Source organism: Jatrophihabitans sp. (genome assembly GCF_036000465.1).
GTDB lineage: Bacteria > Actinomycetota > Actinomycetes > Mycobacteriales > Jatrophihabitantaceae > Jatrophihabitans.
In genome coordinates, this window is record NZ_DASYFV010000023.1 from 1 (window position 1) to 20,148 (window position 20,148).

The following is a 20,148-nucleotide window of genomic DNA, read 5'->3' on the forward strand; positions in this document are numbered from 1 at the left end:
CCGCCCAGGCCCAGCTTGCCGAGGAACTTCGGCTCGGCGTCGTCCGTCCGTTCCTGGACGAGTTCGCGCACGGCGCTGACGAACGCCGGGTGCGTGCCGGCCGTCTGGGCGCGGGCGTAGGCCAACCCGAGCTCGGCCGCGGTGTCGCGGGCCTCGGTGTCGAGATCCCAGCGCACCTCGATGTGGTCCGACACGAAGCCGGTCGGCGCCACCACGACGGCACGGACGCCCTGACCGGCGAGGTCGCGCAGGTGATCGTTGATGTCGGGCTCGAGCCACGGGATCTGCGGCGGCCCGGAGCGGGACTGCCAGACGAGGTCGAACTCGGCGCCGGCGCCGCGGATCGACTCGGCGACGAGGCGGGCCGTCTCGCGCTGCTGCGCCTCGTACAGCCCGTTGCGGCGCGGGCCCGACTGCTCGTTCATCGACACCGGCACCGAGTGCGCGGTGAAGATCAGGCGGGCGGTGTCGCGGTGCTCGGCCGGCAGTTCGTCGAGCGCGGCCCGCACGCCGGTGGCCGCCGCCTCGACGAAACCGGGGTGGTCGAAGAAGTGCCGGAGCTTGACCAGCTCGGGGGCGCCCTCCCCCGACACGCGCTGGGCCTGGGCGAGGTCCTCGCGGTACTGCCGGCACGACGAGTACGACGCGGTCGCGCTGGTGGCGAACACCAACGCGCGCTGCACGCCGTCATCGCGCATCTGGCGCACGGCGTCGGCCACGTACGGCTTCCAGTTGCGGTTGCCCCAGTAGATCGGCAGGTCGATGCCGCGCTCGCGGAACTCGACCTCGAGGGCCGCGATCAGGTCGCGGTTCTGCTCGTTGATCGGTGACACGCCGTGGAAGTGCTGGTAGTGCTCGGCCACCTCGGCGAGGCGCTCGTCCGGGATGCCTCGTCCGCGAGTGACGTTGCGCAGGAACGGCATGACGTCATCGGGGCCCTCGGGGCCGCCGAACGACAGCAGGAGCAGGGCATCGGCCGCATAGGGCATGTAGTCGGTCCTCCGGATGGCCGTGGACCCTGATCGTAACCAGGCGTCAGACACCCATCGCGTGGAATCCGCCGTCGACGTGCACGATCTCACCTGTCGTCGACGGGAACCAGTCCGACAGCAGCGCGACCGAGCTGCGCGCGACCGGCTCGATGTCGGTGTTGTCCCAGCCGAGCGGGGCCCGCGCGCTCCACGCATCCTCGAACCGGTGGAATCCCGGGATGCTCTTGGCCGCCATTGTGCGCAGCGGCCCGGCCGACACCAGGTTGACCCGGATCTTCTTGGGCCCGAGCTCGCGGGCCAGGTAGCGCGACGCCGACTCGAGCCCGGCCTTGGCCACCCCCATCCAGTCGTAGGCCGGCCAGGCGACGGTGGCGTCGAAGGTCATGCCGAGGATCGAGCCGCCGGACTCGCCGAAGAGCGGCAGGGTGGCGACGGCCAGCGACTTGAGCGAGTACGTCGACACCTGGACCGCGGTCGACACGTCCTCCCACGGGGCGTCGAGGAAGCCGCCGCCGAGGCACGACGCGGGGGCGAACCCGATCGCGTGGACGACGCCGTCGAGGCCGTCGACATGCTCGCCGAGCCGGTCGGCGAGCGAGTCGAGCTGGGCCGGGTCGGCGACATCGAGTTCGACGACCGGTGGCGGGGTCGGCAGCTTCTTGGCCACGCGCTCGACGAGCGACATGCGGCCGTAGCCGGTGAGGACGACGGTCGCGCCCTCCTCCTGCGCGAGCCGGGCGATCGAGAACGCGATCGAGGCGTCGGTGATGACGCCGGTGACGAGCAGTCGCTTTCCGTCGAGCAGTCCCATGCGGTTGTCTCCCTGCCGGGTCGGGTTCGGGGTCAGAGGCCCATCGCGACGCCGCCGTCGACCGGCAGCACCGCGCCGGTGACGTACGACGCGGCGTCGGACGCGAGGTAGAGCGCCGCGCCGGCGATCTCGTCGGCGGCGCCGTAGCGCTTGAGCGGGATACCGGCGAGCACCTCGGCGCGCCGGGCCTCGGACAGCTCCGCGGTCATGTCGGTGTCGATGAAGCCGGGGGCGATGACGTTGGCGGTGACGGAGCGGCTGCCAAGCTCGCGGGCGATCGAGCGGGCCAGTCCGATGAGGCCGGCCTTGCTGGCCGCGTAGTTGGCCTGTCCCGGCGCGCCGTACATGGCGATGACGGACGAGATGAAGATCATCCGACCCCGGCGGGCCTTGAGCATGCCGGGGGTCGCGCGCTTCGCCACGCGATAGGCGCCGGTGAGGTTGGCGTCGACGACCCTCTGGAACGAGTCCTCGCTCATCCGCATGAGCAGGCCGTCGTCGGTCATGCCGGCGTTGGACACGAGCACCTGCACCGGTCCGTACTCGGCCTCGACCACGCCGAACGCGGCGTCGACCTCGTCGGCCGAGGTGACGTCGCACTGCACCCCGAACAGGTCGTCGGGCGCGCCGCTGCGGCGATGCGTGACGGCCACCCGATCACCGTTGGCGGCGAACGCGCGGGCGATGGCCAGGCCGATGCCGCGGTTGCCGCCGGTCACCAGCACTGTGCGTGCGTCGCCGTGAGTCATGTCTTCGACGCTAGCGGATCGATGTGGCCCCGGTCCGGACCAGCGGTTACCCGCGCGTACGGTCGGCGGCGGGCCCCGCGCCGCGCGGACGCCTTCGTCAACCTCAGGAGGCACGGTGCGGGCAATCCAGATCACCGAGTTCGGCGGACCCGAGACGCTCGTCGTGCGCGACCTGCCCGACCCGCAGCCGGGTGAGGGCGAGCAGGTCATGGACGTCCTCGCGGCGGGCATCAACTACGCGGACACGCACCAGACCGAGAACTCCTACCTCGCCCAGCAGACGCTGCCGATGATCCCGGGCGGCGAGGTCGTCGTCCGCGACGCCGACGGCCGCCGCCGGCTCGGGCTGCTCGCCGCCGGCGGGTACGCGCAGAAGATCGCCGCCGACCCGCGCCGGCTCTTCGAGATCCCGGACGCGGTCGACGACGGGCAGGCCCTCACCACGCTCGTGCAGGGGGCGACGGCGTGGCACCTGCTGCGCACCAGCACGCACCTGCAGGCGGGCGAGACCGTCGTCGTGCACGCCGGTGCCGGCGGTGTCGGCACGCTGGCGATCCAGCTCGCGAAGCGCTGGGGCGCGGGGCGGGTCATCGCCACCGCGTCGAGTGAGGAGAAGCGGGCGCTGACGCTCGAGCTCGGCGCCGACATCGCGATCGACTCGCGGGTCGACGACCTGAAGGGCGCGCTGCGCGAGGCGAACGACGGTCGCGGCGTCGATGTCGTGCTGGAGATGACCGGCGGCTCGGTGTTCGACCAGAGCCTCGCCGCGCTCGCGCCCCTGGGCCGGCTGGCCGTGTTCGGGATGGCCGGCCGCACGCCGCCGTCGCCGATCGACGCCGGCAAGCTGATGGCCCGCAGCACCGCGGTCATCGGGTTCTGGCTGGTGCACATCGTGCAGCAGCCGGCCCGGCTGGCCGAGGCCGTCACCGACCTGATGCAGCTCATCGCCGGTGGCGAGCTGCGTCCGGTGGTGGGGGCGACCTACGACCTCGACCACGCGTCCGACGCGCACCGTGCGCTGCTCGACCGGTCATCGGTCGGCAAGCTGGTGCTGGACCCGCAGGCCTGACCCGGGGCCGGACGCTCAGACGAGCCGTCCGGCCCAGAGCATCGCCGAACCCCCGGCAGCGAACAGGAAGAGCAGCCCGGTGAACAGGAACCGCCAGCTGATGTCCTGCTGCGTGGTCGTGTAGCCGATCTGCGAGCCGATGTTGGCGTAGACCGAGCGCAGCTCGATCTCGGTGTGGGCGGTGTTGAAGGTGCCGCCGGTCTGCACCGCGATCTCGTGCAGGGTGTTCTCGTCGGCCGGCACCCCGACGGTCTGGCCGTTGCTGACCACCGTGCCGTTCTGCGTGCCGAAGGCGATCGTCGAGACCTTGACGCCGGCCTTCTTGGCCGCCGCGATCGCCTCGCCGACGGTGCGCCCGACGGTGTTCGTGCCGTCACTGAGCAGCACGATGCGGGCCGGCGGCGGCGTGCTGCCCTGCGCCGTGGTCGTCCGGGAGAAGGTGGAGATGGCGTCGAGGGCGCTGAAGATCGCCTCGCCGATGGCCGTGTAGTTGGCCAGCTGCAGCCCGTCGATGGCCTTGGTGACGGGATCGCGCTCGACCGTCGGCGGCACGAGCACGTTGGCGTTGCGGGCGAAGCTCAGCAGGCCCAGGTTGATGCGGGCCGGCAGCAGCTTCACGAACTCCTTGCCGGCCGACTGCGCCGCGGCGAGGCGGGTCGGCAGCACGTCGGTCGCCTCCATCGAGCGGGAGACGTCGATGGCGAGCATGACCGTCGCCTTCTCGCGCGGCACCCGGACCGCGGCCGACGGCTTGGCCACGCCGACGGAGAGCACCAGCAGGCCGATCAGCATGAGCGCGAAGGTCAGGTGTCGGCGCCAGCCCGGGCGGCGCGGCGCCACGCTACCCAGCAGCTCGACGTTGCTGAACCGGGCCACGAAGGTCTGGCGGCGCAGCTGCAGCACCAGGTACGCGGCCAGCAGTGCGACCACGAACACGAGCAGCACCAGGTAGGCCGGGGAGAGGAAATGCATCAGCGCACCCCCGCCCCGACCGCGCCGACCACGAAGCGGCGGCGGGCCACGACGAAGCGAACGACGTCGGCGATCCAGTCGCGGTCGGTGCGCAGTTGCAGGTGGGCCGCGCCGCTGTGCCGCAGCGAGGCGGCGATGCGGTCACGTTGCCCGGCGGCCGCGGCCGCGTAGTCGGCTCGCAGGCGGCGGTCCGAGGTCTGCACCTCGAGCTGACGTCCGGACTCGGTGTCGACGAACGTGACCAGCCCGGCCGCCGGCAGCTCGAGCTCGCGCGGGTCCAGCACCTCGACGCCCAGGAGCTGGTGCCGGCCCGACAGCGCGCGGAGCGACCGCTCCCACGGCAGCGGGCCGGGCCCCACACCGCCCTCCATGAAGTCGGACACCACGGCCACCAGCCCGCGCCGGCGCAACGGGCGGCGCAGCTGCTCGAGCAGACCGGCGAGGTCGTGGCGACCGCCCTCGGCCGCCCGCGGGGTCTGCGCGATACGACGGGTCAGGTAGCGGGCGTGCATCCGGCCGGACAGCGCCGGGATCACGTAGGTGTCGGCCCCGTTGCCGACGACCGCCCCGACCCGGTTGCCCCCGCGCACCGTCAGGTGGGTGATGGCCGTGATCGCGGCCAGCACGAGCTCGCGCTTCTCGGTGAGCGCGGTCCCGAAGTCCATGCTCGGCGAGAGATCGACGACCAGCCAGGTCTCCAGCTCGCGGTCGGCCACGGTCTGGCGGATGTGCGCGGTCTGGGTGCGCGCGGTCACCGGCCAGTCCATGCGGCGCACGTCGTCGCCGAAGCTGTAGGGCCGCGACTCCCCCGCCTCGCTGCCCGGCCCCGGCACCAGGCCGAGGTAATTGCCCTGGAGCAGGCCGTCGAGCTTGTTCCGCACGGTTAGCTCCAGGCGGCGCAGCAGCGCGTCGGCACCGTGCAGGTCGAGGCTGGGGCCGTGATCGCTCGGCTGCGGTACGCCGCCCGAGTTGGTCACGCCACCGGGGTTGCCGGAACCGGGAGCGGTCGGTCTGCTCACGCCGAGCGCTCACCCCACTGAGCGGCCGGACCCGACTGCTGCGGCGCGGCCTGCCCGTACACGAGCGGCTGGCCGCCCGGCACCATGTCGATCGGCTGGCCCGCCCGCTGGCGGGGCGCGACCTGGGGCAGGGGCACGGCCTGCAGCACGCGACGGATGGCGTGCGCCGCGGGGACGCCGTCGGCGATCGCGTCGTAGCTGAGCACCATGCGGTGGGCCAGCACGTCGACGGCGATGTCCAGGACGTCCTGCGGCAGCACGTAGTCGCGGCCGCGGGTGAGCGCCATCGCGCGGCCGGCGGCGACCAGGCCGAGGCTGGCCCGCGGGCTCGCGCCGTAGGAGATCCACTGCGCGACGTCGTCGAGACCGAGCTGGCGCGGGTTGCGGGTGCCGAGGACGAGGCGCACGACGTAGTCGACGATCGCGTGGTGCACGAACACCCGGCTCGCGGTCGCCTGCAGGCGCTGCAGGTCGTCGGTCGAGATCACCGGGTTGGCCTGCGGCGGCTGCGATCCCATCCGGTAGATGATCTCGCGCTCCTCGGCGGCCGACGGGTAGTCGACGACGATCTTCATCAGGAACCGGTCGCGCTGGGCCTCGGGCAACGGGTACACGCCCTCGGACTCGATCGGGTTCTGGGTGGCGAGCACCAGGAACGGCGCCGGCACGTCGTAGCGGGTGCCGCCGATCGTCACGTGACGCTCGGCCATCACTTCGAGCAGGGCCGACTGCACCTTGGCCGGCGCGCGGTTGATCTCGTCGGCCAGCACGAAGTTGGCCATGATCGGGCCGAGTTCGGTGTCGAAGGACTCCGAACCGGCCCGGTAGATCCGGGTGCCCACGATGTCGGAGGGGACGAGGTCGGGCGTGAACTGCATGCGCGAGAACGATCCGTCGACCGTGCGGGCGAGCGTCTCGACCGCGAGGGTCTTGGCCACCCCGGGAACGCCTTCGAGCAGGCAGTGCCCCTGCGCCAGCAGGCTGACGACGAGCCGCTCGACCAGCCGCTCCTGACCCACGATCACCCGCTTGACCTCGAACATCACCCGTTCGAGCGCGGCCGCATCGGCCGCAGGCGTGTGGACGTGATCGGACTGCGTCACGGAGGGCTCCTTCGAAGGCGGTGCAGGACGGGCAGACGGTCGAAGGCTCAACGGTACGGGACCGGCCTGTACGGTGCCTGGGTGTCCGAGCCCGGTCTGTCGCCCTCCGACGCGCCCTCGGAAGCGCCGTCCGACGCGGCCCGGGACGACGTCCCCCGCTGCTCGGCCAAGGGCTGCCGCGCCCCGGCCACGACCGACCTGCACTGGCGCAATCCGCGGCTGCACGACGAGGCCCGGGTCAAGCACTGGCTGGCCTGCGCCGAACACGCCGACTCGCTCGCCGACTTCCTGGCCCGCCGCGGCTTCATGCTCGGCCGTGGCGGCCTGCCCGCCAACCCGGCCTGATCACGCGGCGGCCCGCGCCGGCGTGGTGATCGAGGCGACCGGGCCCTCGTTGTAGCCATGGTCGGCCCGCTCGACCGCCGCCTGCGCGGTGTAACGGACCGGGGTGTCGCACCGCGCGGTTGCGGAGAACACGGCCGAGTGTCCTGGCGCGGCCGTGACCCGCCGGGTCACCGCCCCGCCGATGATCAGCTGCATCCGGTGCCGGGTGCGATTGACCAGCGGGATCCAGCCGGAAGTCGACGACGACCGGTGCGCGAGCGCGATCGTCACGCTCGCCGTCGCGCAGTCGAACACGACCGACACGGCGACGGCCGGCACCGGCGGGCAGTCGACGACGAACGAGCCGGCCGCGGCCGTCGGCCCGGTGAGCCCGTGCGGGGTCAGGAAGCGCCAGCTCGCCGTGACCCGCTCGCCGTCGCGCAGCGTGCTCGCCACGGACCGGCACACTCGCACCGCGCTCGCGCCGAAGGTCAGGGTCAGGGTCAACCGGCGCCCCACGCGGAACTCGATCCGGCTCGGGTAGCGGCCGGCCGCCGCGCAGGCGGCGAGCTCGGTCCGGGGCCGGCCGTCGCACGTGCTCGTGCAGCTGTAGCGGTGGCTGAACCCGTTCACGGTCTGCCGGAAGCCGGTCGCGCCGGACGCCGAAGCCGTCGTTCCCGACGACACCATCAGCTGCTCGGACGACCGAGGCCGGCTCGTGCGGACGGTGAGCCCGGGCAGGCCCGGGGCCGTGGCCCGGAGCCTCACCTCACCCGTGCCCGTGACCGCGTACCGGAATCGCGCCACGCCCCGGCCGTCCGTGCGCACCGCCCGCGGTGCCTGTGCGTTGGCCGACGGCCGCAGAGCGACGAGCGCGCCGACCAGGTAGCGCCCGGCGCCGGTGCGCACCCGCACCGAACCGACCGCCGACTGGCCAGGCAGCAGCGCGCGGGGCGCCGTGACCTCGACCGAGTACGGCCCGTGGAGGGCACGGGCCGCTCGCACGTGCTCGGCCACCCGCGCCGTCACCGACCGCGGCAGGTGCACCGCCCGTCGGGCCACCGCCGGGCCGTTGCCGACCAGGGTGTTGAGCACCTGGCTCTCGACCGCCGCCTGGAAGGCGGTCCGCGCGTCGCCCCAGCGGGAGAGGGCGTACGCCAGCTCGGCCGTCTGCGTGCGATTCGTGCCGGGCACGAGTCCGACCGTCGCGAGGGTGACCGCGTAGGGCGCCGCCTTGGTCGGGCGCACGCAGTAGATCAGGCGGCCGCCGCTCGAGTAGTAGCCGACGAAGTCGCCCCCGGCGAGGCGGTAACCGAGGCCGGCGCGGATCGCGTGCGCCGACGACGCGGACGCCGTTCGCGCGCCCGGCGCGACCAGCAGGCCGGTGACGAGGGCGCCGAGGGCGAGCAGCAGGCCCATCCGCGAGAGGGGATCGCGCAGCGCGCGGTGGCGGGGACGGTGACGTGAGGTGAGGATCATCGCGCCACAGTGTCCGAAGCGCCGGGCCCGCGGGCCGCTCCTTCGCCGCCTGTGGACGGGATCCGGCCCTGTGGACAGGCCGCCCCGGAATTGTCGGACGTCGGGCTAGGGTGCCCGCCCGGTGCGGAGCGTCAGCCGCCGATGGCCGACATCGAGCGCTCGGGCTGCACGAAGCCGTCCTCGCCGATGCCGTGGCCGGCCTGCTTGCCCGCCACCGCCGCGATGATGATCGCCGCGAGGTCGTCGTCGGTGGCGCCGTTGCGCAGGGGCCCGCGCAGATCGGTCTCGGACTGCGCGAACAGGCAGGTGCGCAGCTGACCGTCGGCGGTCAGCCGCAGGCGGTCGCAGTCGCGGCAGAACGGCCGGGTGATCGAGGCGATGATGCCGAGCCGCCCCGTTTCCGCCGCCCACGACGCGCGATCGGGGCCGTCGACGATCTCGAACTCCTCGGCCGGCGCCGAGCCGCGCTGACCGACCGGCTGCACGACGTACCCGGCCGCCTCGACGATGGCCAGGATCTCCTCCGCCGTCACCATGTCCTCGCGCGACCAGGTGTGGTCGGCGTCCAGCGGCATGTGTTCGATGAAGCGCAACCGGAAACCCGAGCGGAGCGTCCAGGCCAGCAGGTCGGGCGCCTCGTCGAGGTTGCTCCCCCGCACCAGCACCGAGTTGATCTTCACCGGGTTGAGACCGGCCCCGGCGGCCGCGGCGACGCCGTCGAGCACCTCGGACAACCGGTCACGCCGGGTCAGCTCGGCGAACCGCGCCGGGTTGAGGGTGTCGACGGAGACGTTGATGCGGTCGAGTCCGGCCTCGGCCAGCCGGGCGGCGCTGCGGGTCAGCGTGACCCCGTTCGTGGTCAGCGAGATCTCCGGCCGCGGGTCGAGCGCCGCGAGCCGGCCGACGACCTCGGGCAGCGTCGGGTGCACGAGTGGTTCCCCACCGGTGAGCCGCACGCTGGTGACACCGAGCTTCACGAACAGCGCGGCGAGACGGAGGAACTCGTCGTCGGACAGCCGCTGGGCCTTGGTCAGCCAGTCGAGCCCCTCGGCCGGCATGCAGTACGTGCAGCGCAACGAGCAGAGATCGGTCAGCGAGACCCGGAGGTCGGTGGCCACACGGCCGAACCGGTCCCGCAGGACCCCCGAGCCTTCGTCCGGGGCAGCGCCGATCGAGATCACCCGGCCCACGCTACCTGGATGTACCGACCACCGCTCTACGTGAGCGGCCGGGTTGCGCCGAAGTACGACCCGTACTCGTAGAGCGACGCCACCTGGACGTAGCCGCCGCTGTAGGGCGCTTCGATGATCTCGCCGCCACCCTTGTAGATCGCGATGTGGTGGATGCCGGCGACCGTGCCGTCGGTGCTCCAGAAGATGAGGTCACCGGGCATGAGATTGCCGGAACCCGGATGGTACGAGCCGGCCTGGTAGTACTGCGTGGCCGCGTAGTGGTCCCAGCCGCGACCCCAGGCGTACATCGTCAGACCGGAGCAGTCGTAGCCGTCGACGTAGCAGTCGTTCGGCGCGCCATTGCTGGCATCGCAGACGCCGTAGCTCGGCCCGTACTGGCCGCCGCCGGCCCAGGCGTACGGCGTGCCGAGCGTGCTGTAGGCGCGGCGCACGGCTCGCATGCCCTTGGCCGCCGACCAGCCGCCGCCCGACGGTGCCGACGGACCGCTGCTGTACGACCCGCCGCCGCCGCCCCCGCCGCCACCGCCGCCACCGCCGTTGCCGTGCTGGGCGCGACGGGCCGCCGCGGCGGCAGCAGCCGCGGCCGCGGCCGCGCGCTGGGCGCGGAGTTGGGCGGCGCGCTGCGCCGCCAGCCGGGCCGCCCGGATGCGGGCGAGGCGGATCTGCTCGGCGCGGAACGCGAGGTAGACGGAGCGCTGGTTGTTCAGGGTGTAGAGCTGGGCCTGGGCGGCGTCGAACTGCTGCTGGCTCTGCGCCAGCGAACTCTGCAGCGCCGCCTTCTGCACCTGCTCGGCCGCGACTTCGTCGTCGGCCTGCTGCTTGGCCTGCTTCGCGGCCTCGGCGCGACGGCCGAGGTTCTGGACCGCGGCCCGGGCCTGGGCGTCGGCGTTCGACTTCGCGACGGTGGCCCGCTCGAGCGCCCCGATCGCGTCGGCCTTCGCCGAGGCCTGGTACTCCTGGATCGTCCCCTCGTCGAGCAGGTTGTTCGGGTTGTTGGCGCTGAGCAGGGTGCCGGCATCGCCGTTGACCCCGCCGTCCATGTAGCTGGCCTGCACGAACTTGACGAAACGGGTGTGCGCGTCGTCGGCCGAACGGCCGGCCTGGGTGACGTCGGCCCTGGCCGTCGCGGCGGCGGCCTGCGCGTCGCGCAGCTTGGAGTAGGCGAGGGCCACCTTCTGCTCGGCCAGCTCGCGCTGCCCCTCGAGCTGGACGAGCGCGGCCTGGGCCTGAGCGATCTGGCCGCCGAGCGCGCCGACGCGTCCGGCCAGGAAGGCCTTCTGGTTCCGGGCGGCGGCGAGCTGGCCGTCCGTCGGGTTGGGCGGGGGCGTCGGGTTGGCCACGGCGGGCGCGGCGGGCAGGGCGAGGAGCAGCCCGGCCACGGTGGACGCGACGGCAAGTAGCGCAGCGCAGCGACGGCCACCCTGATGGCTCACATGCACGACCGAAGCTCGCTTTCTGGCGTCCCCGTACGGATTGGCGACCTCAGAGTGCCATTTCCGTCCCATTGGCGCCAGAGACACCACGAGAAACACTCGCAACATCAGTAACAATTTCGGACGGATCAGCGCACGCCGGCGGTCTCCCTGACGTGCTGATCGGCCGATCGCGAGCGAGCTTGAGCGAGCCGGCGGAACTCGGCGCGCCGCTCCCACCACCCCACCGCGGCGTGCGCCCCCAGCGCGTAGACGACCCCGGCCACCAGGTCGAGCACGTAGTGCTCGCCGCAGTACACGAGGGTGAACCCCATCGCGACCGGATACAGGTGGACCAGCGCCCGGCGCCGCGAGCGGATGCGCCCCGCGACGTAGATCGCGACGAGCACGGCGAACGCGGTGTGCAGCGACGGCATCGCGGCGACCGGGTTGGCGCCGTCGGCCTGGGCGTGGGCCAGCAGGTCGTGGACGCCCTGGGCGTGGAACCAGTCCCAACCGCGGGACGACAGCCGCGCCACCGCCGGCGACAGCCCGTCGCGCGCGGCCAGCCACGGCGGCGCCTCCGGGAAGACGACGTAGGTGACCAGCCCCGCCACCGACAGCACGATCACCCGCCGGATGAAGCCGAGCCAGACCTGTCGATCGCGCAGCCAGAGCACGGCGGCGAGGATCGGCGTGGCCAGGAAGTGCGAGGTGTAGACCAGCGTGCACAGCGCGTCGTACCAGTGCACCTCGGTGACGCTGTACAGCTGCTGCTGCAGCCACACCGTCGGCTCGGTGCCGCCGAACACCCACTTCTCGGCCCGCAGGATGTCGGCCTCGTGCAGCGGGATCCCGAGCCGGTCGGCGATCCCGCGGGTGCGGTCGTAGAGAAGGAGGACGGCGGTGAACGGCAACCAGTCGGTGACCACCTGCCGCATCGCGGTCCAGCCGTGGCCGATCGCGCTGATGGACAGCCCGCTGATGACGATCGCGGCGAGCGGCCCTCGGTCGGTCGGCACGCCGCTGCGGAGCGCGTAGACGACGACGACCGCCGCCCAGAAGAGCCCGAGCAGCCAGCGCACGCGGGCCCAGCCGAGGGTGCGGAGCAGCCGGAGCGCGGCCCCCGGCCGTTCCTGATTCCCCTCGGCCTCGGCTTCCACAAGGGGTGAGTTTACGGTCATGATGGCGGCTGTTCTGCTCGGCTCAGCCCGCGCGTCGCCGCGCCCGTGGTGGTATCTTGACGTCAAGAGATCTCCATTCGAACCCCGCCAGACCTCCACCCGAAATCCCCTCGACAGGAGCACGCCGTGCCGGCAGAGAGCAAGAACAGCTTCGGAGCCCGGGCCCAGTTGTCCGTCGCAGACACCACCCTCGACTACTTCCGCCTCGATGCGGTCGACGGCACCCGGCGCCTGCCGTTCAGCCTCAAGATCCTGCTCGAGAACCTGCTGCGCACCGAGGACGGCAAGAACGTCTCGGCCGAGCAGGTGCAGGCCCTCGCCGACTGGCAAGCCGACGCCGAACCCGACACCGAGATCCAGTTCACCCCGGCCCGCGTGGTCATGCAGGACTTCACCGGCGTCCCGGCCGTCGTCGACCTCGCCACGATGCGCGAGGCGGTCGTCGAGCTCGGCGGCGACGCGACGAAGATCAACCCGCTCGCGCCGGCCGAACTGGTCATCGATCACTCGGTCATCGCCGACCTCTTCGGCACGCCGGACGCCTTCCAGCGCAACGTCGAGCTCGAGTACGAGCGCAACCGGGAGCGCTACCAGTTCCTTCGCTGGGGCCAGACCGCGTTCGACGAGTTCAAGGTCGTGCCGCCGGGCACGGGCATCGTGCACCAGGTCAACATCGAGTACCTGGCCCGCGTCATCTTCAACCGCAACGGCCTCGCCTACCCCGACACGCTGGTCGGCACCGACTCGCACACCACGATGGTCAACGGCCTCGGCGTGCTCGGTTGGGGCGTCGGCGGCATCGAGGCCGAGGCGGCCATGCTCGGCCAGCCGGTCAGCATGCTGATCCCGCGCGTCGTCGGGTTCAAGCTGAACGGCGAGCTGCCCGACGGCTCGACCGCGACCGACCTCGTCCTCACGATCACCGAGATGCTGCGCAAGCACGGCGTCGTCGGCAAGTTCGTCGAGTTCTACGGGCCGGGCGTCGGCGCGGTGCCGTTGGCGAACCGCGCCACGATCGGCAACATGAGCCCCGAGTACGGCTCCACCTGCGCGATCTTCCCGATCGACGACGAGACGTTGCGCTACCTGCGCTTCACCGGCCGCAAGGACGACCAGATCGCGCTGGTCGAGGCCTACGCGAAGGAGAACGGCCTCTGGCACGACTCCTCGGTCGAGCCCGACTTCTCCGAGACGCTCGAGCTCGACCTGTCGACGATCGAGCCCTCCCTGGCCGGCCCGAAGCGCCCGCAGGACCGCGTCCCGCTGAAGTCGGCCAAGCCGATGTTCCGCGAGGCGCTCGGTAGCTACGTCGATTCCGTCCAGGACAGCGTCGACGAGGCCAACGACGAATCGTTCCCGGCCTCCGACCCGGCCGCCCCGAGCGAGGACGCCGCCCCGGTCGCCTCCTGCGCGCACGGCGCCGAGGGCCGCACGTCCAACCCGGTCGAGGTGACGATCGACGGCACGAAGGCGGTGCTCGACCACGGCGCGGTCGTGATCGCGGCGATCACCTCGTGCACCAACACCTCGAACCCCTCGGTGATGATCGGCGCGGCCCTGCTGGCCAAGAAGGCCGTCGAGAAGGGCCTCACCCGCAAGCCATGGGTGAAGACCTCGCTGGCGCCCGGCTCGAAGGTCGTCACCGACTACTACGACCGCTCGGGCCTGACGCCCTACCTCGAGAAGCTCGGCTTCAACCTGGTCGGCTACGGCTGCACGACCTGCATCGGCAACTCCGGCCCGATCATCGACGAGGTGTCGGCCGCGGTGAACGAGGGCGACCTCGCCGCGACCGCGGTGCTGTCGGGCAACCGCAACTTCGAGGGGCGCATCAATCCCGACGTGAAGATGAACTATCTCGCGTCCCCGCCGCTCGTCGTCGCCTACGCCCTCGCCGGCACGATGGACGTGGACCTGTTCAACGACCCGCTGGGCACCGACCAGGACGGCAACCCGGTGTTCCTCAAGGACATCTGGCCCTCGCCGCAGGAGGTCGAGGACGTCATCGACCAGGCCATCGCCAGCGAGATGTACGCGAAGGACTACGCCGACGTCTTCGCCGGCGACGAGCGCTGGCAGGGGCTGCCGACGCCCGAGGGTGCGACCTTCGAGTGGGACGCCGAGTCGACCTACGTGCGCAAGCCCCCGTACTTCGACGGCATGGCGGTCGAGCCGAGCGACGTCACCGACATCGAGGGCGCGCGGGTACTGGCCAAGCTGGGTGACTCGGTGACCACCGACCACATCAGCCCGGCCGGGGCGATCAAGGCCGACTCCCCCGCCGGCAAGTACCTCGCCGAGCACGGCGTCGACCGCCGTGACTTCAACTCCTACGGGTCGCGGCGCGGCAACCACGAGGTGATGATCCGCGGGACGTTCGCCAACATCCGGCTGCGCAACCAGCTCGCGCCCGGCACCGAGGGCGGCTTCACCCGCGACTTCACCGACGGCGGCGCCGACACCACGATCTACGACGCCTCGGTGAACTACGCGAAGGCGGGCACCCCGCTCGTCATCCTGGCCGGCAAGGAGTACGGCTCGGGCTCGTCGCGCGACTGGGCGGCGAAGGGCACCGCCCTGCTCGGCGTGCGCGCGGTGATCGCGGAGTCCTACGAGCGCATCCACCGCTCGAACCTCATCGGCATGGGCGTGTTGCCGCTGCAGTACCCCGATGGTGAGAGCGCCGAGTCGCTCGGGCTCACCGGTGAGGAGACGTTCTCGATCACCGGGGTCACCGCGCTCAACGACGGCACGACGCCGCGTTCCGTGACGGTCAAGGCGGGCGACACCGAGTTCGAGGCGCGGCTGCGCATCGACACCCCCGGCGAGGCCGACTACTACCGCCACGGCGGGATCATGCAGTACGTCCTGCGCTCGCTTCTCTGACGGCGCCGCGCTGACAGCGCTTGCAGTACTGCTCGGCCGAAACGCCGCGTCCCGCATCGCGGGGCGCGGCGTTTCGCGTGACGGCGGCGAACCTGTGTTTCCGCTGGTCGGGCCGAAGGTCACGAGTTGGTTTCGTTTGCTGGTGAACCCGGGCACAGGCATATATGTTCGCGGACGCAACATTTACCAACGTTGCTCAGCGGGGGCTGACGGAGTCCCCCTTTTGACCTGGGAAGGGCGGAACACGCATGCGCAAGAGCGCACTCGGTCTGATCACTCTCGCCGCGGCGTCCTCGCTGCTGGTGAGCGCCTGTTCATCGAGCGGAAGCAAGACCACCACCTCGAGCACTGCGGGCAGCTCCTCGGCTCCGGCCGGCGGCTCCAGCAGCAGCAGCGCTCCGGCGGCGAAGGGCAAGGTCGGGGTCATCCTCCCCGACACCACGTCCTCGACGCGCTACACGCTCTACGACGCCCCGCTGCTGAAGAAGGCGTTCGACGCCGCGGGCATCCAGAGCGACATCCAGAACTCCGGCGGCAGCACCGCCAAGCAGGGCTCCATCGCCGACTCGATGATCGGTGAGGGCGTCAAGGTCATCCTGATCGACTCGATCGACGCCACCAGTGGTGCCGCCATCGAGGCCAAGGCCGCCGCGGCCGGCATCCAGGTCATCGACTACGACCGCGTGAACCTGGGCGGCACCGCGCCGTACTACGTCTCGTTCGACAACGAGGAGGTCGGCAAGCTGCAGGCGTCGACCCTCGTGTCCTGCCTGACCGCGGCCAAGAAGACCAACCCGCAGATCATCGAGATGGACGGCGGCAAGGACGTCGACAACAACGCGGTCCTCTTCGCCAAGGGCGCGGCCGAGGTCTTCGACCCGCTGCAGGCGGCGGGCAAGCTGAAGGTCGTCTCGAAGACCACGGTCAAGGGCTGGGACAAGAACCTGGCCGCGCCGGCCTTCCAGCAGGCGCTCACCGCCAACGGCGGCAAGGTCGACGGCGTTCTCGCCGCGAACGACGACATCGCCAACGAGGTCATCACCGTTCTGAAGAACAAGGGCCTCAAGGTCCCGGTCACCGGTCAGGACGCCGGCATCTCCGGTCTGCAGAACATCCTCAAGGGCGACCAGTGCATGACCGTCTTCAAGGACGTCAAGCAGGAGGCCGACGCGGCCTCGAAGCTGGCCATCGCGCTGATCAACAAGCAGGACCCGACCACGGCCGGCAACCTGGCCGACTTCGCCGACCCGAAGACGCCGAGCCACAAGATCAAGGCCCTGCTGCTCAAGCCCGCCGTCATCACGATCAAGAACGTCGAAGACGTCGTGACCGCCGGGTCGCTCAAGGCCTCGGACATCTGCAAGGGCATCGAGAGCCTCTGCACGAAGAACGGCGTCAAGTAGTCCGACACCGGATCCAGCAGTAGTCGGGGCGATGGCCGGACGGATACCGTCCGGCCATCGTCACGAAACGACCCGTCCCGAGGGAGAAGCACGATGGCCGACCCGATCCTGCAACTCAAACAGATCAACAAGAGTTTCGGTCCCGTGCACGTGTTGCACGACATCGACTTCTCCGTCTACCCGGGCGAGGTCACCGCCCTCGTCGGTGACAACGGTGCCGGCAAGTCGACGCTCGTCAAATGCGTCGCCGGCATCTACGGCATCGACTCCGGCGAGATGCTGTGGGAGGGCAAGCCCGTCCACGTGCACGACCCGCGGTCGGCGTCGGCCCTCGGCATCAAGTTCGTCTACCAGGACCTCGCCCTGGCCGACAACCTCGACATCACCCAGAACATGTTCCTGGGTCGCGAGATCCGCAAGTTCGGCTTCCTCTCCGACGGCGAGATGGAGAGCAAGGCCCGCGAGGTGCTGACCGGCCTGAACGTGCGCACCGTGTCGTCGGTGCGCCAGGTCGTCGCCAGCCTCTCCGGTGGCCAGCGCCAGACCGTGGCCATCGCCAAGGCCGTGCTCGGTGAGAGCCGGGTCGTCTTCCTCGACGAGCCCACCGCCGCCCTGGGTGTGGCGCAGACGCGCCAGGTGCTCGATCTCGTCCGCCGTCTGGCCGACCAGGGCCTCGGGGTCGTGCTCATCTCGCACAACATGAACGACGTCATGGAGGTCGCCGACCGCGTCGCCGCCCTCTATCTCGGCAAGATCGCGGCCGAGGTGTTCGCCAAGGACTCGAGCACGGCCCAGATCGTCGAACTGATCACGGCCGGTCGCAGCGGCGACATCGGGCTGTCCACCGCTACCGCGAACGAGGTGATGTGAGATGGCCGGCGATTCCACCAGCCTGACCAAGTCCGAGGACGCGCCCGCGCGCGGCAGTTTCTCCCTCGACATCGAGCGGCGCGACATCGCCGGGGCGTTCCGCGCCTACACCGGACGTCTGCGGGCCGGCGACCCGGGCGCCCTGCCGTCGGTGCTCGGCCTGGTGGCGCTCGTCATCATCTTCAGTCAGGTGAGCGCCCGCTTCCTGACCAAGAACAACATCGGCAACCTGCCGGGCCAGGGCTCCTACATCGCCCTCATCGCGCTCGGCCTGGTCTTCGTCCTGCTGCTCGGCGAGATCGACCTGTCCGCGGGCACGACCGGTGGCGTGTGTGCCGGCATCGCGGCGCAGGGCATCGGTTCGAACGGGCTGCGCCACGGCGTACCGGGGCTCCTCTACACGGTCATCATCATCGTGATGGTCGGCGCGATCATCGCCGGCCTGCTGCTCCGCACCTTCGTCGGCCCGGCGGTGGTTCTCGTCGGGCTCCTCATCACGCTGACCGGCCAGGACAAGCACGTGATCCCGGCCCTGATCTTCGGCGTCTCCTTCGGCGCGGCGGTCGGCCTCTTCATCGGCCTGCTCGTCGCCCGCGTCGGCATCCCCAGCTTCATCGTCACGCTCGCGCTGTTCCTGGCGTTCCAGGGTCTGCTGATCTTCGTGCTCAACTCGCAGCCGATCTCGATCAGCAGCAGGACCTTCTGGAACGGTCTCGCGAACTACAACATGTCGCCGTTCTGGAGTTGGGTCTACGTCATCGTCCTGGTGGGCGGGTACTTCGCCTTCACCCTGGTCAAGTCGACCCGCTCCCGGGCCAAGGGCCTGTCGGCCGACACGCTGCAACTCGTGGTCGGGCGCGCGGTGGCCATCGGCGTCGTCGGTGTCCTGATCGTGATCTTCGCCAACGACAACCGCAACCCGAACATCAAGCCCGAGATCGCCGGACTCCCCTGGGCCGCCGTCGTTCCGGTGAGCCTGATGATCATCTCGAGCATCATGCTCACCAAGACGACCTGGGGCCGGCACCTGTTCGCCACCGGCGGCAACGCCGAGGCCGCCCGTCGCGCCGGCATCAACGTCGTCCGCATCAAGGTCACCGCCTTCACGCTGTGCTCCTCGTTCGGCGCGCTCGGCGGCATCTTCCTGGCCTCCTACACCGGTGGCGTGCAGCTCGACCTCGGGGCCGGCAACGTGCTGCTGTTCTCGGTCGCGGCGGCGGTCATCGGCGGCACGTCGCTGTTCGGCGGTCGCGGCAAGGCCCGGGACGCGATCATCGGCGCGCTGGTCATCGTGATCATCCCCAACGGCATCGGCCTGCGCCCGAGCCTGCCGGCGCAGTACAACAACATCATCACCGGTGGCGTGCTGCTGCTCGCCGCGGCGGTCGATGCGTTGTCCCGGCGCCGTTCGGCGAAGCGGTAGTCCGACCCGATCCGAACGGTGAGACGGGATATCTCCGATGACGTCGAGGGCAGCTCGGCCCGATGCGATGCGCCGTCACAACCTGTCGCTGGTGCTCGCCGAGGTCCACGCCGCGGGTGAACTGACCCGCGCCGAGCTGACCCACCGCCTCGGGATGAGCCGCTCGACCATCGGCGCGCTCGTCGCCGAGCTCACCGACCTCGGCCTCGTGTCGGAGTCGGTGCCCTCGGGCGGCGACCGCGTCGGGCGGCCCTCGCACGTCGTCGGCCCGAGCGCGCGCGGACCGTTCGTGGTGGCGATCGACATCGACGTCACCCACATCACCGTGGCGGCGATCGGCATCGGTGGCACCGTGCTGCACCGCCGCACGGTGCAGACCGGTCCGGTCTCCCCGTCGCCGGCGTCGATGGCGGCCCTCATCGCGGCCGAGGTGGGGCGCGTGGCCGAGGCGGTGCCGAGCGCCGCCGGCGTCATCGGCGTCGGCGTGAGCGTGCCCGGCACCGTCGACCGGCACAGCGGGCTCGTCGGCGTCGCGCCCAACCTCGGCTGGCACGACGCCGCCTTCGGCGACCTGCTCACCGAGGCGATGCACCGCGGCGCGCCGGTCGAGGTCGGCAACGACGCCGACCTCGCGGTGCTGGCCGAGCACCGGCGCGGCAGCGGGCGGGGCAGCGAGGACGTCATCTACCTCATGGGCCGCGTCGGTGTGGGCGCCGGGATCATCAGCGGGGGCGTGCCGCTGCGCGGCCACGACGGGCACGCGGGCGAGATCGGGCACACGGTCATCGAGGCCGGCGGCCCACCCTGCCACTGCGGCAAGGCCGGCTGCACCGAGACCTACATCGGCGAGGGTGCCCTGCTCACGCTCGCCCATCGGCCGCTGCCCCCGACCGACGACGCCGTCAGCGACGTCTTCGCCGCGGCCCGCTCGGGCGACGCCGTGGCGCTGCTGGCCGTCCGCACCGTGGCCGGGGCACTCGGCCGAGCGGTGGCCGGCCTGGTCAACATGCTCAACCCGGAGCGGGTGCTGCTCGGTGGTTCGTTCTCCCACGTGCTCGAGCTCGCCCGGCCCGAGATCGAGCGTGCGCTCGAGACGCATGTGCTCGAGGCGCCGGCCCGCAGCCTGCAACTCGACCTTCCCGCGTTCGGGCCGGATTCGGCCCTCCTCGGCGCGGCCGAGATCGGGTTCGCCGCCCTGCTGGCCGACCCGCTCGTCGCAGCCTCGATGTCGGCCTGACCCGGCCCGCCGCGATCGTGGG

The 20,148-nt window shown here is 71.4% G+C and carries 17 protein-coding genes; 7 read left to right on the forward strand and 10 right to left on the reverse strand.

Going from position 1 to position 20,148, the window contains the following annotated elements; all coding sequences use genetic code 11:
• The 3 genes from VGN18_RS08565 to fabG form a co-directional block, all read right to left on the reverse strand.
• Positions 1 to 989 (reverse strand): ferrochelatase (locus VGN18_RS08565; RefSeq protein WP_327539254.1); only part of this gene is annotated, 989 nt, incomplete at its 3' end.
• A gap of 46 nt (positions 990 to 1,035) precedes the next feature.
• A complete protein-coding gene (gene fabI, locus VGN18_RS08570; RefSeq protein WP_327539255.1) occupies positions 1,036 to 1,803 on the reverse strand; it encodes an enoyl-ACP reductase FabI in 768 nt (255 codons plus the stop codon).
• Between the two features lie 32 nt (positions 1,804 to 1,835).
• Positions 1,836 to 2,552: a 3-oxoacyl-ACP reductase FabG gene (fabG, locus tag VGN18_RS08575; protein WP_327539256.1), complete on the reverse strand. Its 717-nt coding sequence runs from the start codon at positions 2,550 to 2,552 to the stop codon at positions 1,836 to 1,838.
• A gap of 115 nt (positions 2,553 to 2,667) precedes the next feature.
• Between fabG and VGN18_RS08580 the strand changes: the two genes are divergently transcribed.
• The gene (locus VGN18_RS08580) at positions 2,668 to 3,621 is read left to right on the forward strand and encodes an NADPH:quinone oxidoreductase family protein (RefSeq protein ID WP_327539257.1); all 954 of its coding nucleotides are present in this window, start codon (positions 2,668 to 2,670) and stop codon (positions 3,619 to 3,621) included.
• Between the two features lie 15 nt (positions 3,622 to 3,636).
• On the opposite strand, the gene VGN18_RS08585 is transcribed toward VGN18_RS08580, so the two are convergent.
• From VGN18_RS08585 to VGN18_RS08595, 3 genes are read right to left on the reverse strand one after another with little or no spacing between them, the layout of a single operon-like run.
• On the reverse strand, positions 3,637 to 4,593 hold the full coding sequence (locus tag VGN18_RS08585; RefSeq protein WP_327539258.1) for a VWA domain-containing protein: 957 nt from the start codon (positions 4,591 to 4,593) through the stop codon (positions 3,637 to 3,639).
• On the reverse strand, positions 4,593 to 5,612 hold the full coding sequence (locus VGN18_RS08590) for a DUF58 domain-containing protein (protein WP_327539259.1): 1,020 nt from the start codon (positions 5,610 to 5,612) through the stop codon (positions 4,593 to 4,595). Before VGN18_RS08590 ends, VGN18_RS08585 begins: the two co-directional genes overlap by 1 nt.
• Entirely contained in the window at positions 5,609 to 6,655 is a 1,047-nt protein-coding gene (locus tag VGN18_RS08595; protein ID WP_349259860.1) for a MoxR family ATPase, read from the reverse strand. Before VGN18_RS08595 ends, VGN18_RS08590 begins: the two co-directional genes overlap by 4 nt.
• A gap of 141 nt (positions 6,656 to 6,796) precedes the next feature.
• Here VGN18_RS08595 and VGN18_RS08600 point away from each other — a divergent pair, with 141 nt between their 5' ends.
• Positions 6,797 to 7,060, forward strand: a complete 264-nt coding sequence (locus tag VGN18_RS08600) for a hypothetical protein (protein WP_327539261.1) — start codon at positions 6,797 to 6,799, stop codon at positions 7,058 to 7,060.
• On the opposite strand, the gene VGN18_RS08605 is transcribed toward VGN18_RS08600, so the two are convergent.
• From VGN18_RS08605 to VGN18_RS08620, 4 genes are all read right to left on the reverse strand, one after another.
• On the reverse strand, positions 7,061 to 8,518 hold the full coding sequence (locus VGN18_RS08605; RefSeq protein ID WP_327539262.1) for a hypothetical protein: 1,458 nt from the start codon (positions 8,516 to 8,518) through the stop codon (positions 7,061 to 7,063).
• A gap of 131 nt (positions 8,519 to 8,649) precedes the next feature.
• Positions 8,650 to 9,636, reverse strand: coding sequence for a GTP 3',8-cyclase MoaA (moaA, locus tag VGN18_RS08610; protein WP_349259858.1), 987 nt, complete (start codon positions 9,634 to 9,636; stop codon positions 8,650 to 8,652).
• 98 nt (positions 9,637 to 9,734) lie between these two features.
• A complete protein-coding gene (locus tag VGN18_RS08615; RefSeq protein WP_327539264.1) occupies positions 9,735 to 11,090 on the reverse strand; it encodes an NlpC/P60 family protein in 1,356 nt (451 codons plus the stop codon).
• A 182-nt stretch (positions 11,091 to 11,272) separates the two neighbouring features.
• Positions 11,273 to 12,286, reverse strand: coding sequence for a phosphatase PAP2 family protein (locus VGN18_RS08620; protein ID WP_327539265.1), 1,014 nt, complete (start codon positions 12,284 to 12,286; stop codon positions 11,273 to 11,275).
• A 147-nt stretch (positions 12,287 to 12,433) separates the two neighbouring features.
• On the opposite strand from VGN18_RS08620, the gene acnA reads away from it, so the two are divergent.
• The 5 genes from acnA (at position 12,434) to VGN18_RS08645 (ending at position 20,126) form a co-directional block, all read left to right on the forward strand.
• Positions 12,434 to 15,193 carry an aconitate hydratase AcnA gene (gene acnA / locus VGN18_RS08625; RefSeq protein WP_327539266.1) on the forward strand — a complete coding sequence of 920 codons (2,760 nt, stop codon included), beginning with the start codon at positions 12,434 to 12,436 and terminating at the stop codon, positions 15,191 to 15,193.
• Between the two features lie 248 nt (positions 15,194 to 15,441).
• Entirely contained in the window at positions 15,442 to 16,596 is a 1,155-nt protein-coding gene (locus tag VGN18_RS08630; protein WP_327539267.1) for a sugar ABC transporter substrate-binding protein, read from the forward strand.
• Between the two features lie 93 nt (positions 16,597 to 16,689).
• Positions 16,690 to 17,466 (forward strand): ATP-binding cassette domain-containing protein, encoded by a 777-nt coding sequence (locus VGN18_RS08635; RefSeq protein WP_327539268.1) that lies wholly within the window; start codon positions 16,690 to 16,692, stop codon positions 17,464 to 17,466.
• A 1-nt stretch (position 17,467) separates the two neighbouring features.
• Positions 17,468 to 18,889: a sugar ABC transporter permease gene (locus VGN18_RS08640; protein ID WP_327539269.1), complete on the forward strand. Its 1,422-nt coding sequence runs from the start codon at positions 17,468 to 17,470 to the stop codon at positions 18,887 to 18,889.
• Between the two features lie 37 nt (positions 18,890 to 18,926).
• Positions 18,927 to 20,126 (forward strand): ROK family transcriptional regulator, encoded by a 1,200-nt coding sequence (locus VGN18_RS08645; protein ID WP_327539270.1) that lies wholly within the window; start codon positions 18,927 to 18,929, stop codon positions 20,124 to 20,126.
• Positions 20,127 to 20,148: the final 22 nt, after the last annotated feature.

What these genes read in the sequence shown, in the direction of transcription:
- VGN18_RS08635 (WP_327539268.1), top strand. Translation starts at nt 16,690, where the DNA reads ATGGCCGACCCGATCCTGCAACTCAAACAGATCAACAAGAGTTTCGGT.
- fabI (WP_327539255.1), bottom strand. Translation starts at nt 1,803, where the DNA reads ATGGGACTGCTCGACGGAAAGCGACTGCTCGTCACCGGCGTCATCACC.
- VGN18_RS08640 (WP_327539269.1), top strand. Translation starts at nt 17,468, where the DNA reads ATGGCCGGCGATTCCACCAGCCTGACCAAGTCCGAGGACGCGCCCGCG.
- VGN18_RS08595 (WP_349259860.1), bottom strand. Translation starts at nt 6,655, where the DNA reads ATGTTCGAGGTCAAGCGGGTGATCGTGGGTCAGGAGCGGCTGGTCGAG.
- fabG (WP_327539256.1), bottom strand. Translation starts at nt 2,552, where the DNA reads ATGACTCACGGCGACGCACGCACAGTGCTGGTGACCGGCGGCAACCGC.
- VGN18_RS08645 (WP_327539270.1), top strand. Translation starts at nt 18,927, where the DNA reads ATGACGTCGAGGGCAGCTCGGCCCGATGCGATGCGCCGTCACAACCTG.
- VGN18_RS08605 (WP_327539262.1), bottom strand. Translation starts at nt 8,518, where the DNA reads ATGATCCTCACCTCACGTCACCGTCCCCGCCACCGCGCGCTGCGCGAT.
- VGN18_RS08630 (WP_327539267.1), top strand. Translation starts at nt 15,442, where the DNA reads ATGCGCAAGAGCGCACTCGGTCTGATCACTCTCGCCGCGGCGTCCTCG.
- VGN18_RS08585 (WP_327539258.1), bottom strand. Translation starts at nt 4,593, where the DNA reads ATGCATTTCCTCTCCCCGGCCTACCTGGTGCTGCTCGTGTTCGTGGTC.